The sequence below is a fragment of the Pseudoclavibacter helvolus genome (assembly GCF_014191305.1).
Lineage (GTDB): Bacteria > Actinomycetota > Actinomycetes > Actinomycetales > Microbacteriaceae > Pseudoclavibacter > Pseudoclavibacter helvolus.
In genome coordinates, this window is record NZ_JACHWJ010000005.1 from 162440 (window position 1) to 175066 (window position 12627).

The following is a 12627-nucleotide window of genomic DNA, read 5'->3' on the forward strand; positions in this document are numbered from 1 at the left end:
CACCACACATCAGGAGTCAACCGAACCCTCAGCAGTCCCTTGACCGAAAACGTCATGGTGTGGCTTCGCGATGGTGAGCTGCACGCTCGCTACGACGACCGTGTCTGGATTGGGAGACAGGGCGAAGTCCTGTGGCTACCAGCGGGCGCAGTGGTAGAGCAGGTACCGCGCGCGGCGGTATCACTGAGCATCCTCTGCACCGATTGTGTGCGGCTGGAGCGCCCGCAACGGGCGCGATTCTCCCGCGTCCGGGACGAATGGCTGCTGTGGGCATTGGCGAGCACGAGCACCCTCGTGCGCCCCGCTTACCACCACGGCTTCCACCCTCGACTGGAGTGGCCGTTGCACGCTCACGTCATCGACGCCTTTGAGACGCAGGTAGCCGTCGATCGTGCACGCTCCGTGCCCATGCCTGAACATGCCGCGGCGCGGGCGGTGGCAACGCGCTTTCTTCAGACGCTCGGGACGTCAGCCGAGGCTGCCCACAACGACTTGGCAGCAGAGGTGCGCGCCGCGTTCCAGCACGACACCGGGCTCTCGGTCACCCAGTGGCAACTTGCGGCCAGGATGCGGATAGCGCGCAAGCTACTCCACGAGGGCGCCTCGGCGAGCAGCGTCAGCTCGAGGGTCGGGTACACCATGCTGTCGAACTTCAGTCGCGCCTTCAGTCGCTTCCACGGCATCGGACCGCGAGAGTTCCAGGCACTGGAGTGCGCGGACGACCGCCTGCTCTTCGCCTGATCCCCGCGCGACTGACGCACCCTTGCGGCGCTGCGCCTCGTTAGAGCGAAGGGCAGCCCAGGAAGCTGTTCGTCACGCCTGCGGTGGCTGGTCGGGGCGGCGGTTCCGACCGCGGATCTCACGACTGAGCTGCCAACCGCCGACCGCGACCAGGGCGAAGCCAACGACGAGGGTGCCGACGCGCACCCACCACTCCATGTCAGGGAACAGCGTCATCGGTCAGGCGAAGATGAACGTCGCACCAACGAAGTACCAGATCGCGATCGGTGTCTGCGTGTCCTCGTTCGCAGCCATGTGCCGATGGTAACCGCTGAGCCAGTGGAGCTCCCGACGCGCGGATGGCTCCTGTGCCTCGACTTGCCCGCGGGATCTGAGGACGAGGACACTCGCCAGAGAAAGCGTGCCGCGACGCCGGAGACGGAGCGGCCCGCGTCTCTCCCCGCCGAAGAGCCTGGACCAGAAGCCCGACTAGTGCGGCACTGTCCCGCTTCGCCACCTCAGCCAAATGGCATCTGTGCCAGGCCACGGGGCCGGCGTCGCGTCGAAGCCCTCACGCTCATAGAAGCCGCGCACGCGTTCGTTCCCTGGCTCGTACTCCGTCAGGAGGTCACTGCCGTGAGCCACGGCCCGAACCTTCGCCGAGCCGACCAGGGCATGCCCGGTGCCCTGGTGCTGCTGATCAGGCACGACGTACAGCTTCCACATCACGAGATCTGGGCCGAGCTCTTCGACGTGGGTCATGCCAACAATGACGTCTGCTGACTCCGCGACATCAATGCACCCCCTCTGGATCGCATCTGTGATCGCGTCAGAGTTCCAGTAGTTGTCGAGTCCGGCCAAGACGTACTCAGCACCCATCTCAGGTCCGTAGGTGGCGGGCCAGGTGGCGTGCCCGACGAACCTGACGGCATGCACGTCTTCCGGCAGCGCCAAGCGAACCCTGATTGTCATGGCCGCAGTCTGCACGACTCGTCAGAGCCGCGTCCAGGAGAGCTGCGCTTCGTGCCCGGATCGGCTGCCTCCACCGGATCGGGCCTCGCGCCGTCACATGCCGGCTGAGGGCGACTGAGTCATCATCCACGGGCACCTTCCTGAGCTGCTCCGACACATCCGCGCGCGTGCGGGCGCCCATGAAACCTCAAGTCCCAGCTTCACGCTGCGATCCGGGCGTGCTTACTGAGGGCTCATCTGGGCGCAGCAGCTCTCGGAGCCGCAAACGGGCACGCTGGTAGCGACCTCGAGCTGTCGACTCCCTGATCCCGAGGATCGTGGCGGCCTGGGGCAGGGTGAAGCCATCCCAGAGGATCAGGCGCACGAGCTCGCTCTGCTCGGACGGTAGGCAGTCGAGCGTCTCGCGTGCCTTGAGCGTCTCGGTATCGGTCGCGGGGCTGGGTTGCTCCTCGAGGCGCTGACGAAGCTTGAGGGTCAGGGACGCGTGGCGAGCTGAACCGCGGATCGAATTGCTGAGGATGCGGCGTGCGACTCCGAAGAGTCACATCCGAGCCTGCTCGGGATCGGAGGGCATGTGGTCGATGCGCCTCCATGCCACGACGAACGTCTCGCTGAGCAGATCGGCGGCGTCGGCCGGGATGCTTACGCGCCTCCCGAAGTAACTGAGCAGGTCAGCCGCGTTCGCATCGTGGAGTGCTTCGAGCTTCACCTCCCGGTGATCGCGTCCACGTCTGCGGATCACGCGGCACCCCCGGGCGTCTCGGCTCCGCACTCGCCTGCCATCTCGAGGGACACTCCCCCGTCGAGATAACCGGCCTCCTCGAACACCCGCATCATCTCGTCACCCATGAGCGAGCTGACAACCACGCCGTGGTCCGCATCGGGGACGTCCGTCAAGGCTCCTCCTCCACCTCCGGTTCGCTCCTCCGAGGCCTCGCGCTCGGCCTGCTCCGCTCTCAAGGCGGCTCCGATATCTTCGGGGCTGATCGACGCGACGACCGGACCCCAGTCGTAGTCGGCCAGGAACTCGCGCGCCTCCTCGGTGCGGCCGTCTACCTCGGTGTCGGAGAGTCCTCCGCCGTATTCGGGAACAACGCGAGCGACGACAGCGCAGAACCCGATCTCGCTCCCAGCGTCGAGTTCGAACGTGCGCTGCACGGAGGCGTCCGGCACCCACCCGACCCAGCCCAGCAGCGTCGGCCCGGCAACCGCAGCCGTCGTGCCCACGCCCACGAGTCCGACGGTGAGGATCGCGGCTCCGAGCCCCGTGCGTAACCGCGAGCGGGGTGGCCGTCGCTCGGTCGCGACTGCGCGCGCGATCAAGCGCGCCTCCGTTGCATTCTTGGGGTCCGATCCCAGCGCCGGCGGCGCGCTTCGGCGCATCAGATCGTCGATCTCATCCATGTCGGCCATGTCGTCCCTCCTCAGTGGCTGCCCTTCACTACGAATATGTCCGGATGCGCCCCATTCTTAACGCGGCAAGCAAAACTCCTCGCTGAGTGTCCCGACGAGGCTCACGGGGCGGTGAGCGACCCGTGACACTTCCCGATCCACCAGATAAGTCACCCGCACGCGAGGGTTGTGAAATTCTCTGCGCTCGTCGTCACGGACGGCTAGCTCGGGATGAGCGTCCCTTGGTGATACCGGAGGGTGGGACCTCGCGTGTCGCAGAGCGACACATGCCGACTGTCCTGGCCGGGCTCGTGGATCACGTAGTTGACGAGCACAAGCTCCTCACTCACACGATTGAAGAGCCACTCGGATGTGCGTGGACGCGGGCGCTCCTCCTCGAGTTCCAGGGCCGCCACCGACTCCGCATAGGTCCAACGACGCCCGGATCGTCCGACCTCCGCGAAGTCCGCGGAGAGCAACAAGGACGTTTGGGCGGAGTCCGCCCGAACAGACGATGAGAGCAGCGCGAGTTCAACGTTCTTGATGTCCGCGAAGCATTCGCTCTCCGTCTCCCACATAGAGCGACCCTATCGACGCGTCAGCTCGTCGGAATGAGCCACGGCTGACGTAGCGGTCTTCGCATCCGCCCGAGCTATCTGGAACAAGCTGAGCAGGCCCAGCACGACCACGGCGGGGATGCTCAGCACCAGCAAGAGCAATCCCCCGTACCGGGCGCCGAGCGCAACTTCCGAGAGCCATTCGGTACCGAAGCTCGGGTCGAGACGCGAGACGTGTCCGTAGCCGGCGCCCACGGCGACTCCGATGGCGCCGAGCAGGAAGAAGCCAGCCGAGATCAAGAATGCTCTCTTCATGCCGCGAGTCTGGCACGAGCTACCGACTTAGCCTCCCTGTGCGAGCCAGTCATGCCTCGTCATGCCTCGTCATGCCTCATCGATGATGACTTCCCAGAGCCCGAAGCTCATAAAACCAGCGGCCCGCGCGAGCGCAACGGACGCGAAGTTGTCCACCTGGCAGCGGTACTGCGGCTCGTACCCCAGCGCCAGAGCGGCCGAGCTCGCTGCTCGGACCGTCGTGCGACCGAGGCCTCGACCGCGGAATTCGGGAAGCGTGATCACGCCGAGGTCAGCCAGCCGAGTGCCGTCCCATGGGTACATGCTCACGGCGGATGCGAGCCTGTCACCGATGAAGGTGCCGAACACGAGCCAGTGGTCGAGTTCGACGAACGCCTCGTCGAGATCAGCCTCGGGCGCCGCAGCGACCAACTCTTCGAAGGCGGCAGCGTCCGCCTCCGTCAGCTGCCGCGTTCCGTGGCGGGGCCCCTCGCCACGAAGCGCGGCCTGCTCGTCGAGCGTCAGATAGAAGAGGTGATCCGGGCTGTTCAGCGTTACGCCGGCACGATCGAGAACACCCCCGAGCGTTGCATCGTCGATGCGATGCCCATCGGCAAGCTCGAGTTCACGGGCGCGTGCTGGCGTCAGCGAGACGAGCACCGGACCCGCCTCCACACGCAGACGAGCACCGGATCGGTTCTCGGGCAGTGAGGGGTCGACCACAACGAAAGCCAGGTCGCTGACGCCCGCATCCAGCGCAGCCGGCATCCACTGGTCGGTCACGAACGAGGAGAACACGGCATTCATACTGCCCGACACTGGGGAGGACTGCGCCAGTGGTGCTGATCACTCGACAACAACTGCCCCGTCACCGGCGTCTTCCAGCGTCGATACACAGCGCGAGATCTACGATCGAACCCTCCACGACGCAGCCCGCCGACGCGACCCGACGGCCATCCAGGCCACAAGACCGACAAATCCGGCGAGGAACACCCCGCTGATGGCGACGCGCACACCGGGAGCCAATCCCCACAGCTGCACGGAGGGGTCGATCAGCCCGAAGGCGCCGCTCAGGAACATGAACCCCGCGCCGGCCCCGAGCAGCCCCGCGACGGCGACGATCGGCCAGAGCATCCGACGCGTCCACGAACGCGGGACGAGCTGGTCTGCGTAGTGCTGTGGCGAGCCGAATGAGTCACGCGGATCCTCCCCAGATTCTGCGAGGTGACTCCTGACCTCACGGACGATGCGCTCGATGGCCTCGTTCGGGACGTCGCGCAGCTCGAGCTCCTCCGCCAGCTCAGCACCGTAGTCGTCGTGCTCCGTGCGGATCATGATGTCTCCTTCTCGAGGTCAAGAGGCTTCCCGTCGGCGAAAAGCGCCGACGTCTTCGTCGTGAAATCTGCCCAGGCGGACCGATGCTCATCGAGCAGACGCCTGCCCGACTCAGCGATCGAGTAGTACTTGCGACCCGGCCCTCCATCGCCCTCTTGCCACGTCGACGCGAGGGTGCCGTCCTGCTCGAGGCGCGCCAGCAGCGGGTACAGCGTGCTGCCCTTGATCGCGCCGAACCCTGCCGCTCCAAGTCGTTGCGCGATCAAGTAGCCGTAGGCGTCTTCGTCGCTCACGAGAGCGAGCACGGCACTGGGAAGCGCGGCTCGCACCCACTCGCTGGGCCAGTTGGTCGATTCCATGACTAGATCATGGCACGGACTAGTACGAATCTCTACCTAGCAGCGGGAGGATCGGTTCGTGCTCCAGAGGCTCGAGGAAAACCCATCGCAACGGCGGTCGGACGAGAGCTCGCCCCGCAGCGTGACCGCCGCAAGCATGCAGCAGACCTCCGAGCTGATCGGAGCCCGACTTTCCACGAGCCGTCATCTTGAGCTCGGTGCCGGGTCGCCGCTACTGCTGCGCACCACGAGTTTCGTCGGCAGGATGCGGTGCTCGCCAGTCCGTGGCGCCTCCCCTTCGGCGGTCGGATCCACTCGCCCCACCACCATCTCGACGGCGGTGGAGGCGAGCTGTGCCGGGTCCTGGGCGAGGCTCGTGAGCTGCAGGTACGGCAGCTCGGCCTGCTCTGAGTTGTCAAAGCCGACAACCGCGAGGTCCTCAGGGATGCGCTTGCCGAGGAGCCGCGCCTGCGCGACTACCCCCTGCGCGCTGCGGTCGTTGAAGGCGATCACGGCGGTGGCGTCCGGGTGGTGCTTGAGCGCGTCCTCAATCACCTTCGCGCCGGCTGCTTCCGACGCTCCTCCCGCGACGACCGCGACCTCGTCACCGAGCCCGGCCGCGGTCGTTGCCTCGAGGAACGTCGCCGTGCGCACCTCGTCGCCAGAAACGCCGGGCGCCCCGAGGTACAGGATGCGCGTATGCCCGCGCTCTCGAAGGTGCTGAACGGCGAGCTCGGTGCCTCGGGCGTCGTCCATGGAGACGCTGTCGAACCTCGCCGACGAGTACTGGCTGGCCACCGTGACAACCGGGACCTCGTCGGCGATGCGTTCGAGCTCCTCCTCTGCCAGCGACGCGCCAAGCAGCACAAGCCCCTCGACTCGCTCGCCGAGGAGCGCCTCGATCGCGTCCGCTTCGCCTCGACGCCTCGTGACCGCGGCGAGCGACACGTTGTAGCCGGCTTCCCGCGCCGCGAGCTGCAGCTCGTCGATGAGCTCGCCGTGGAACGGCTGCGCGGCGTGGAAGACGATGCCGATGAGGCGCGACCGACCCTGTTTGAGCATCCGCGCCCGCTCGTCGCGGCGGTAGCCGAGGCGGGACGCGACCTCGAGAACGTGCGCGCGTGACTCCGGGCTCGCGCCCGGCACGTCGCGCATGACGATCGAGACGAGCGGCTGCGAGACGCCGGCCGCGTCGGCGACGTCGCGCATCGTGACGCGCTTGCCGCCGCCCGGTCGCACCGGGCGGCGGGCGTCTCGTGCGTCAGCGTCGCTCATACACCGATGCTAAAGGCCTCCCGGAACCTCCGCAGCGCGAGGTCGGAGTCGGCGGACGCAAACGCCTCCATCGCAACAACCCCCGTGTAGCCGAGTTCGTCGAGCGCCCGCGCGACCCGCGGGTAGTGGATCTCACCCGTACCCGGCTCGCAACGACCCGGCACGTCCGCCACTTGGATCTCACCGATGTACGGCAGCGCGCGGCCGCACAGGTCGACGAGGTCACCCTCGCCGATTTGCGCGTGGTAGAGGTCGAGGTTCAGCCGGAGGTGCGGGCTGTCGACGGCCGCGACGAGCGCGATCGTGTCGCTCGCCCGGTTGAATGGCACGCCGGGGTGGTCGACGGCGTGATTCAGGTTCTCGAGCGTGAAGACCTTGCCGTACTCCTCACCGAGCTTCGCGAGGCGCTCGAGCGTGCGCAGCGCCGCCAGCCAGTCGGCGGGGGTCGTGTGCGCGCTCGGGCGCACCGGCAGGCCGTTGTTGTCGAGGCCCGTGCCGTGGATCACGAGGCGCGGCACGTTCAGCACCTGCGCCGCCTCAAGCGACTCGCGCGCGGTGGCGACGATCGCGTCGGCCCCGTCCGGGTCGATGAGCTCGCCGCGGATGTACCCAGACATCGAGCCGAACGTCGCGCCGGTCGCGACCAGCGATTCCAGGTCTTTCTCCCACCAGCGCCAGATCTCGACCTCGAACCCGGCCTCGTCGATGCGCCGCACGCGCTCCTCGAACGGGAGGTCGAGGAAGAGCATCTCCGCGCAGGCGGCGAGCACAAACGGTGAGGCCGCGGAGCTGCCAGCGTCCGTACCCGCAACTGCCGCGCTCATCGGACGACCTCAGACGGTGCGCCGGTCTTGACCGACTCGATGCAGGCGAGCGCGATGACCATGGCCTCGAGCGCGGCTTCCGTGCCGGGGCGCGGGCTCTCGACGCCGGCGACCGCGTTGACGAACGCCTGCAGCTCGCCCGTGTAGGCGGCGCGCATGAGCTGCGTGTCGGCGCGCACGGTGTCGAAGGATGCGCCGGCCGCGCCGTAGAGGCGGAGGCTCGACGCCGCGAGCTCACCAGCCGTGGCCATGCCGGCACTGCCGAAGACCTCGGCGCGAGTGTCGTAGCCGTAGGCGGCCGAGAAGTTCGCCTCAGCTGTGGCGATGGCGCCGTTGTCGTAGCGGATCGTGACGACCGAGGTGTCGAGCAGGCCCTTGTCCTTGAAGTCCGGAGCGACAAGCGCATCCGCGACCGCGTAGACCGAAGTCGCTCGGGCGCCCGGGTTGAAGAAGTTGAGGGTGTCGAAGTCGTGGATGAGCGTCTCGAGGAAGATCGTGAACGGCGGGATCGCGGCGGGGTTCGCGAGGCCCGGGTCGCGGGTCACCGAACGGAGCAGCTGCGGCGTGCCGAGGGCTCCCGCATCGAGGGCGGAGCGCAGCTCGGGGAAGCCGTTCGCGTAGCGGCGGTTGAAGCCGACCTGGAAGACGACGTCGTGGCGCTCGACGGCGGCCTCGACGCGGCGCAGCTCCTCGAGCGAGACGCCGGTCGGCTTCTCGCAGAAGATCGCCTTCCCGGCCGCTGCCGCCTGCTCGACAAGCGCGGTGTGGAAGCGGGGCGGGGCTGTGATGACGACCGCGTCGAGGTCGGGACGGGCGAGGAGCTCGGCGATGTCCGTGTAGGACTGCTCGACGCCAAGCGACTCGGCCAGCTTCGCCGCGGCGCCCTCGACGGGGTCGGCGATGGCGATGAGCTCGGCGTTCGGGATGTCGCGGGCGATGAGCGTTGCGTGGTTGCTGCCGATGCGGCCGGCACCGATGAGGGCGACGCGGATGAGGGGGTTCGTGGTCATGGTGTTTCTCCTGGGGACGGCCGTGCCGACACGACACTGTGCTGCTGGGTGCGCCCAGCAGGGTCAGCCTATTACGTACTAGCGCTCGGCGTCTAGTACGTATAAGGTTGCGTCCAGTCAGCCACCGCGACACGGGCCGCATCCCTGAAACCAGGGCCGCTTCAAGCGCCAGAGCCAGCCGCGACCAGCCGAGACAAAGGAGTTCTCATCACTTCCACCCATGGGGCATCCGCGTCAGAGACGACACTGCCCAAACTCACCCCAGGCCCGTACCGCAAGCGACTCGGGCTCATCTCGATCGTCGCGTGCTTCGGCGGGTTGCTCTTCGGTTACGACACGGGCGTCATCAACGGCGCGCTGCGCCCCATGGCCGCCGAGATTGGCCTCGACGCGTTCACGGAGGGCGTCGTCACGAGCTCGCTCGTCTTCGCAGCGGCGTTTGGCGCCCTCTTCGGCGGTCGCATTTCCGATGCCATCGGCCGCCGCCGCACGATCATCATCCTCGCCGTCCTGTTCTTCCTCGGCACGGTTGTCGTTGTCGCGTCGCCAAACTTCGCGCTGCTCGTTGTGGGACGCATCATGCTTGGCCTTGCCGTCGGCGGTGCATCCACCGTTGTGCCCGTCTACCTCGCGGAGCTTGCCCCGTTTGAGATCCGCGGGTCGATCACGGGCCGCAACGAAGTTGCCATCGTCACGGGCCAGCTGTCGGCGTTTGTGATCAACGCGATCCTCGGCAACACCCTCGGCCACGTTGACGGCGTCTGGCGCATCATGTTTGCGGTCTGCGCGATCCCCGCGATCTGCCTGTTCTTCGGGATGCTCCGCATGCCCGAGTCGCCACGCTGGCTTGTCGAGAAGGGACGCCACGCTGACGCACTGGCCGTGCTCAAGACGGTGCGGTCTGAGGAGCGCGCGATCGCCGAGCTCGGCGAAGTTGAGCAGGTCGCCCACGAGGAGCAGACCGCGGCAAAGGTTGGCCTCGGAGCCGTTCTGACAAACAAGTGGCTCATCCGCATCCTGCTCATCGGCATTGGTGTGTCGATGATGCAGCAGCTCACCGGCATCAACTCGATCATGTACTACGGCCAGGTTGTGCTCATCGAGTCTGGCTTCGAAGCGGATGCGGCGCTCATCGCCAACATCGCGCCCGGCGTTGTTGCGGTCATCGGTGGGTTCATCGCGCTTTCCATGATGGACCGCGTCGACCGTCGGAAGACGTTTGCGATCGGCCTCACGCTGACCACAACGTGCCACCTGCTCATCGGCGCGGCCTCGCTGCTGCTGCCCGTTGGCAACCCGGCCCGCCCGTTTGTGATTCTGATTCTGGTCGTCGCGTTTGTCGCGTCCATGCAGACGTTCTTGAACGTCGCCGTCTGGGTGTACCTCGCCGAGATCTTCCCGCTGCACATGCGTGGGCTTGGCATCGGCGTCTCGGTATTCTTCGGCTGGATGACCAACGGCTTCCTCGCCCTCTACTTCCCGAGCCTCATCGCCGGAATGGGCATCAGCGGGGTCTTCTTTCTCTTCGCCGGCATCGGCGCGGTCGCGCTCCTCTTCACGATCACCCAGGTTCCGGAGACCCGCGGCGTGACCCTCGAAAAGCTCGAGGTTGGCGTCACGACGGGAGCCATCCACGTGCTTGGCAAGAACCGCTAAGCACCCCACAAACTCGACCGCTTCTGCGAGCGGTCGACCAGCCCGTAGGATCGGCACAGACTTGGACATCATTGCCCGATCCCACGGGCTTCTTTACGAGGCGGATGCACCCAGCCTGCGCTAGCGCAGGTCGGGCAGCACGATCGTCTTGAGGCCTTCACCACGCTCGGCCGCCTGGAGCGCAGAGGCGAAGTCAGACAGCGCGACTCGCTTCGTGATGAGCGGGACAAGCTCGATGCGGCCCTGCTCGATCAATCTCATGGCCGACGTCCATGACTTCGGAGTGGAAGCGAAGCCACTGCTGACGCTGAGCTCCTTGTAGAGGACCTGATCGAACGGGAGCTGCACATCCTTTCCGAAGATACCGACCTGCACGTAGCGACCTCCTCGTCGCGCTGCTGCGAGCGCAGCTGAGGCGCCCGGGCCGCTTCCCGAGCACTCCAGAACGACGTCGAAGGCTTCGTCCTGAACAGGCGACGTCGTGACGTTCAGCCCCAGCCCCTCGGCAACCGCCAGGCGATCGCTGTCACGTTCGAGACCGGCGACTGTAACGACTCCGCCCATCGCCTTGGCGACCTGGCCAGCAAGCTGCCCCATGGCTCCCGGGCCGGTCACGAGGACTCGGTCGCCGACTTGGATCACAGCAGGATCCAGCAAGCACTGCGTCACGCAGGCGAGCGGTTCCGCGAGCGCCCCGGCCTCGGCGGGGAGCCAATCAGGGAGGGCGTGAAGGTTGCGTGCGGGAAGCACCACGAACTCCGCGAAGCCACCATTCTCATACGAGCCGAGCGAACGCCGCTGCGGGCAGAGGTTGCGACGCCCCTCCCTGCACCAGCGGCAGGCTTCGCACACAGAGAAGTAGGTCTCGCAGGCGACCGCGCGCCCCAGCCACACCTCGTCGACACCTTCGCCGACGGTGTCGACGATGCCGGCGATCTCGTGACCCATCACGACGGGAGCCTCATGCGCGTATTGGTCGTGGGCGACGTGCACGTCCGTGCCGCAGATCCCGGTCGCAGTCACACGGACACGCACAAGCCCCTCGTCCACGGCCGGCACCGATACGTCTGAAACCCGGACGGCCTCAGCACCAGCTCCTGTCTTGACGACAGCGCGCATGCGAGCCTCGGTCTGCTGGAGAGTACTGGTCATCGGAGGGGCTCCTCAATCGAGAAAGTGCTTGGAAGTGGGGTGGTGCTCACAGGGCATTCGCGATGTCCCGAGCCACGCTGACCGTCGTGCCGCGACCCCCGCAGTCGGGAGTCAGCCGCTCGGCCGTCGCTGTCACTCGCGAGATCGCCGAGATCAGGTCATCGGCCGCGACTTTTTCACCGAGGTGTTCCAGCATCTGCGCCGCTGCCCAGATCGTCGCGATCGGGTTCGCAAGGCCTTTCCCTGCGATATCCGGCGCGGACCCGTGCACGGGCTCGAACATCGAGGGCACGCCGCCAAGCGGGTTGATGTTCGCCGACGCGGCGAAGCCCAGACCGCCCTGAATCGCGGCCCCGATGTCAGTCAGGATGTCGCCGAACAGGTTCGAGGCCACGACGACGTCGAGCGTCTCAGGGTGCGTGATCATCCGGGCCGCGATCGCGTCGACGTGGTAGCTGGTCACCTCGACGTCCGGGTACTCGGCGGCGAGCTCTCGGGTCACGTCGTCCCAGAAGACCATCGAGTACTGCTGCGCGTTCGACTTGGTGACGGATGCGAGGCGTCCGGATCGAGTCCTGGCTTGCTCGAAGCCGTACCGAAGGATCCGCTCGACCGACTTGCGCGTGAAGATCGCAGTTTCGACGGCCACCTCCGAGGAGTCCCCGACGTGCACGCGGCCGCCAGCGCCCGAGTACTCCCCCTCCGTGTTCTCGCGGATACACAGTATGTCGAACTCGCTCTTGCGCAGCGGACCGGTGATCCCCGGCAGGAGCCGGTGCGGTCGCATGTTGACGTACAGATCGAAGCCTTTGCGGATGGGGAGCAGGAGACCATGCAGGGAGACGTTGTCGGGAACGCGCGCGGGCCAGCCGACAGCACCGAGCAGGATCGCGTCGTGCGGCCGCAGCTGCTCGAGACCGTCCTCCGGCATCATCGAGCCGGTCACCTCGTAGCGCTCACACGACCAATCGAACGCCGTGGTTGAGATCTGGAACCCGCGCTTGTCGGCGACAGCCCGGAGGGGCTCGAGCGCGGCCTCTACGACATCGACGCCGATGCCGTCTCCGGGAATGAGCGCGACTGAGTATGTGTGCATCAAGAT

Annotated in this window: 17 protein-coding genes; 2 read left to right on the top strand and 15 right to left on the bottom strand. The window is 66.7% G+C overall.

All coding sequences use genetic code 11. The features are described 5' to 3' along the window. Positions 1 to 39 precede the first annotated feature (39 nt). Entirely contained in the window at positions 40 to 741 is a 702-nt protein-coding gene (locus FHX72_RS15495) for a helix-turn-helix domain-containing protein (RefSeq protein ID WP_183626273.1), read from the top strand. 72 nt (positions 742 to 813) lie between these two features. On the opposite strand, the gene FHX72_RS15500 is transcribed toward FHX72_RS15495, so the two are convergent. The 13 genes from FHX72_RS15500 to FHX72_RS15560 all read right to left on the bottom strand — a co-directional run bounded on the left by FHX72_RS15500 (position 814) and on the right by FHX72_RS15560 (position 8717). Beyond that, positions 814 to 957, bottom strand: coding sequence for a hypothetical protein (locus FHX72_RS15500; protein WP_183626275.1), 144 nt, complete (start codon positions 955 to 957; stop codon positions 814 to 816). A gap of 252 nt (positions 958 to 1209) precedes the next feature. Continuing rightward, positions 1210 to 1692 (bottom strand): GNAT family N-acetyltransferase, encoded by a 483-nt coding sequence (locus FHX72_RS15505; protein ID WP_068481728.1) that lies wholly within the window; start codon positions 1690 to 1692, stop codon positions 1210 to 1212. Between the two features lie 187 nt (positions 1693 to 1879). After that, complete coding sequence (locus FHX72_RS19985; protein WP_082775430.1) at positions 1880 to 2212, bottom strand: sigma factor-like helix-turn-helix DNA-binding protein; 333 nt, start codon at positions 2210 to 2212, stop codon at positions 1880 to 1882. A 21-nt stretch (positions 2213 to 2233) separates the two neighbouring features. After that, on the bottom strand, positions 2234 to 2401 hold the full coding sequence (locus tag FHX72_RS15515; RefSeq protein ID WP_167349100.1) for an RNA polymerase sigma factor: 168 nt from the start codon (positions 2399 to 2401) through the stop codon (positions 2234 to 2236). A gap of 29 nt (positions 2402 to 2430) precedes the next feature. Next, entirely contained in the window at positions 2431 to 3105 is a 675-nt protein-coding gene (locus FHX72_RS15520; protein ID WP_183626276.1) for a hypothetical protein, read from the bottom strand. Between the two features lie 200 nt (positions 3106 to 3305). Further along, positions 3306 to 3662, bottom strand: a complete 357-nt coding sequence (locus tag FHX72_RS15525; RefSeq protein WP_183626278.1) for a nuclear transport factor 2 family protein — start codon at positions 3660 to 3662, stop codon at positions 3306 to 3308. Between the two features lie 9 nt (positions 3663 to 3671). Then, a complete protein-coding gene (locus tag FHX72_RS15530; protein WP_183626280.1) occupies positions 3672 to 3956 on the bottom strand; it encodes a hypothetical protein in 285 nt (94 codons plus the stop codon). A 69-nt stretch (positions 3957 to 4025) separates the two neighbouring features. Beyond that, positions 4026 to 4733, bottom strand: a complete 708-nt coding sequence (locus FHX72_RS15535; RefSeq protein WP_183626282.1) for a GNAT family N-acetyltransferase — start codon at positions 4731 to 4733, stop codon at positions 4026 to 4028. Positions 4734 to 4841: 108 nt separating this feature from the next. Continuing rightward, positions 4842 to 5270, bottom strand: a complete 429-nt coding sequence (locus tag FHX72_RS15540) for an HAAS signaling domain-containing protein (RefSeq protein ID WP_068481717.1) — start codon at positions 5268 to 5270, stop codon at positions 4842 to 4844. Then, positions 5267 to 5629 (bottom strand): PadR family transcriptional regulator, encoded by a 363-nt coding sequence (locus tag FHX72_RS15545; protein ID WP_183626284.1) that lies wholly within the window; start codon positions 5627 to 5629, stop codon positions 5267 to 5269. The genes FHX72_RS15540 and FHX72_RS15545 overlap by 4 nt, the downstream gene beginning before the upstream one ends. Before the next feature lie 183 nt (positions 5630 to 5812). Continuing rightward, complete coding sequence (locus FHX72_RS15550) at positions 5813 to 6883, bottom strand: LacI family DNA-binding transcriptional regulator (protein WP_068481712.1); 1071 nt, start codon at positions 6881 to 6883, stop codon at positions 5813 to 5815. Then, the gene (locus tag FHX72_RS15555) at positions 6880 to 7707 is read right to left on the bottom strand and encodes a TIM barrel protein (RefSeq protein ID WP_068481709.1); all 828 of its coding nucleotides are present in this window, start codon (positions 7705 to 7707) and stop codon (positions 6880 to 6882) included. The genes FHX72_RS15550 and FHX72_RS15555 overlap by 4 nt, the downstream gene beginning before the upstream one ends. Next, positions 7704 to 8717, bottom strand: coding sequence for a Gfo/Idh/MocA family oxidoreductase (locus FHX72_RS15560; protein ID WP_183626286.1), 1014 nt, complete (start codon positions 8715 to 8717; stop codon positions 7704 to 7706). Before FHX72_RS15560 ends, FHX72_RS15555 begins: the two co-directional genes overlap by 4 nt. Positions 8718 to 8861: 144 nt before the next feature. On the opposite strand from FHX72_RS15560, the gene FHX72_RS15565 reads away from it, so the two are divergent. Next, the gene (locus tag FHX72_RS15565) at positions 8862 to 10373 is read left to right on the top strand and encodes a sugar porter family MFS transporter (RefSeq protein ID WP_183626569.1); all 1512 of its coding nucleotides are present in this window, start codon (positions 8862 to 8864) and stop codon (positions 10371 to 10373) included. A gap of 120 nt (positions 10374 to 10493) precedes the next feature. On the opposite strand, the gene FHX72_RS15570 is transcribed toward FHX72_RS15565, so the two are convergent. Both FHX72_RS15570 and FHX72_RS15575 read right to left on the bottom strand, forming a co-directional pair. Next, positions 10494 to 11525 carry a zinc-dependent alcohol dehydrogenase gene (locus FHX72_RS15570; protein WP_221186991.1) on the bottom strand — a complete coding sequence of 344 codons (1032 nt, stop codon included), beginning with the start codon at positions 11523 to 11525 and terminating at the stop codon, positions 10494 to 10496. Between the two features lie 46 nt (positions 11526 to 11571). Beyond that, complete coding sequence (locus FHX72_RS15575; RefSeq protein ID WP_183626288.1) at positions 11572 to 12621, bottom strand: tartrate dehydrogenase; 1050 nt, start codon at positions 12619 to 12621, stop codon at positions 11572 to 11574. Positions 12622 to 12627 lie beyond the last annotated feature (6 nt).

Excerpts from the sequence above, each read along its gene's own strand:
- FHX72_RS15570 (WP_221186991.1), bottom strand. The coding sequence starts at position 11,525 with ATGACCAGTACTCTCCAGCAGACCGAGGCTCGCATGCGCGCTGTCGTC.
- FHX72_RS15575 (WP_183626288.1), bottom strand. The coding sequence starts at position 12,621 with ATGCACACATACTCAGTCGCGCTCATTCCCGGAGACGGCATCGGCGTC.
- FHX72_RS15560 (WP_183626286.1), bottom strand. The coding sequence starts at position 8,717 with ATGACCACGAACCCCCTCATCCGCGTCGCCCTCATCGGTGCCGGCCGC.
- FHX72_RS15540 (WP_068481717.1), bottom strand. The coding sequence starts at position 5,270 with ATGATCCGCACGGAGCACGACGACTACGGTGCTGAGCTGGCGGAGGAG.
- FHX72_RS15520 (WP_183626276.1), bottom strand. The coding sequence starts at position 3,105 with ATGGCCGACATGGATGAGATCGACGATCTGATGCGCCGAAGCGCGCCG.
- FHX72_RS15545 (WP_183626284.1), bottom strand. The coding sequence starts at position 5,629 with ATGGAATCGACCAACTGGCCCAGCGAGTGGGTGCGAGCCGCGCTTCCC.
- FHX72_RS15500 (WP_183626275.1), bottom strand. The coding sequence starts at position 957 with ATGACGCTGTTCCCTGACATGGAGTGGTGGGTGCGCGTCGGCACCCTC.
- FHX72_RS15530 (WP_183626280.1), bottom strand. The coding sequence starts at position 3,956 with ATGAAGAGAGCATTCTTGATCTCGGCTGGCTTCTTCCTGCTCGGCGCC.
- FHX72_RS15525 (WP_183626278.1), bottom strand. The coding sequence starts at position 3,662 with ATGTGGGAGACGGAGAGCGAATGCTTCGCGGACATCAAGAACGTTGAA.
- FHX72_RS15550 (WP_068481712.1), bottom strand. The coding sequence starts at position 6,883 with ATGAGCGACGCTGACGCACGAGACGCCCGCCGCCCGGTGCGACCGGGC.
- FHX72_RS15555 (WP_068481709.1), bottom strand. The coding sequence starts at position 7,707 with ATGAGCGCGGCAGTTGCGGGTACGGACGCTGGCAGCTCCGCGGCCTCA.
- FHX72_RS15505 (WP_068481728.1), bottom strand. The coding sequence starts at position 1,692 with ATGACAATCAGGGTTCGCTTGGCGCTGCCGGAAGACGTGCATGCCGTC.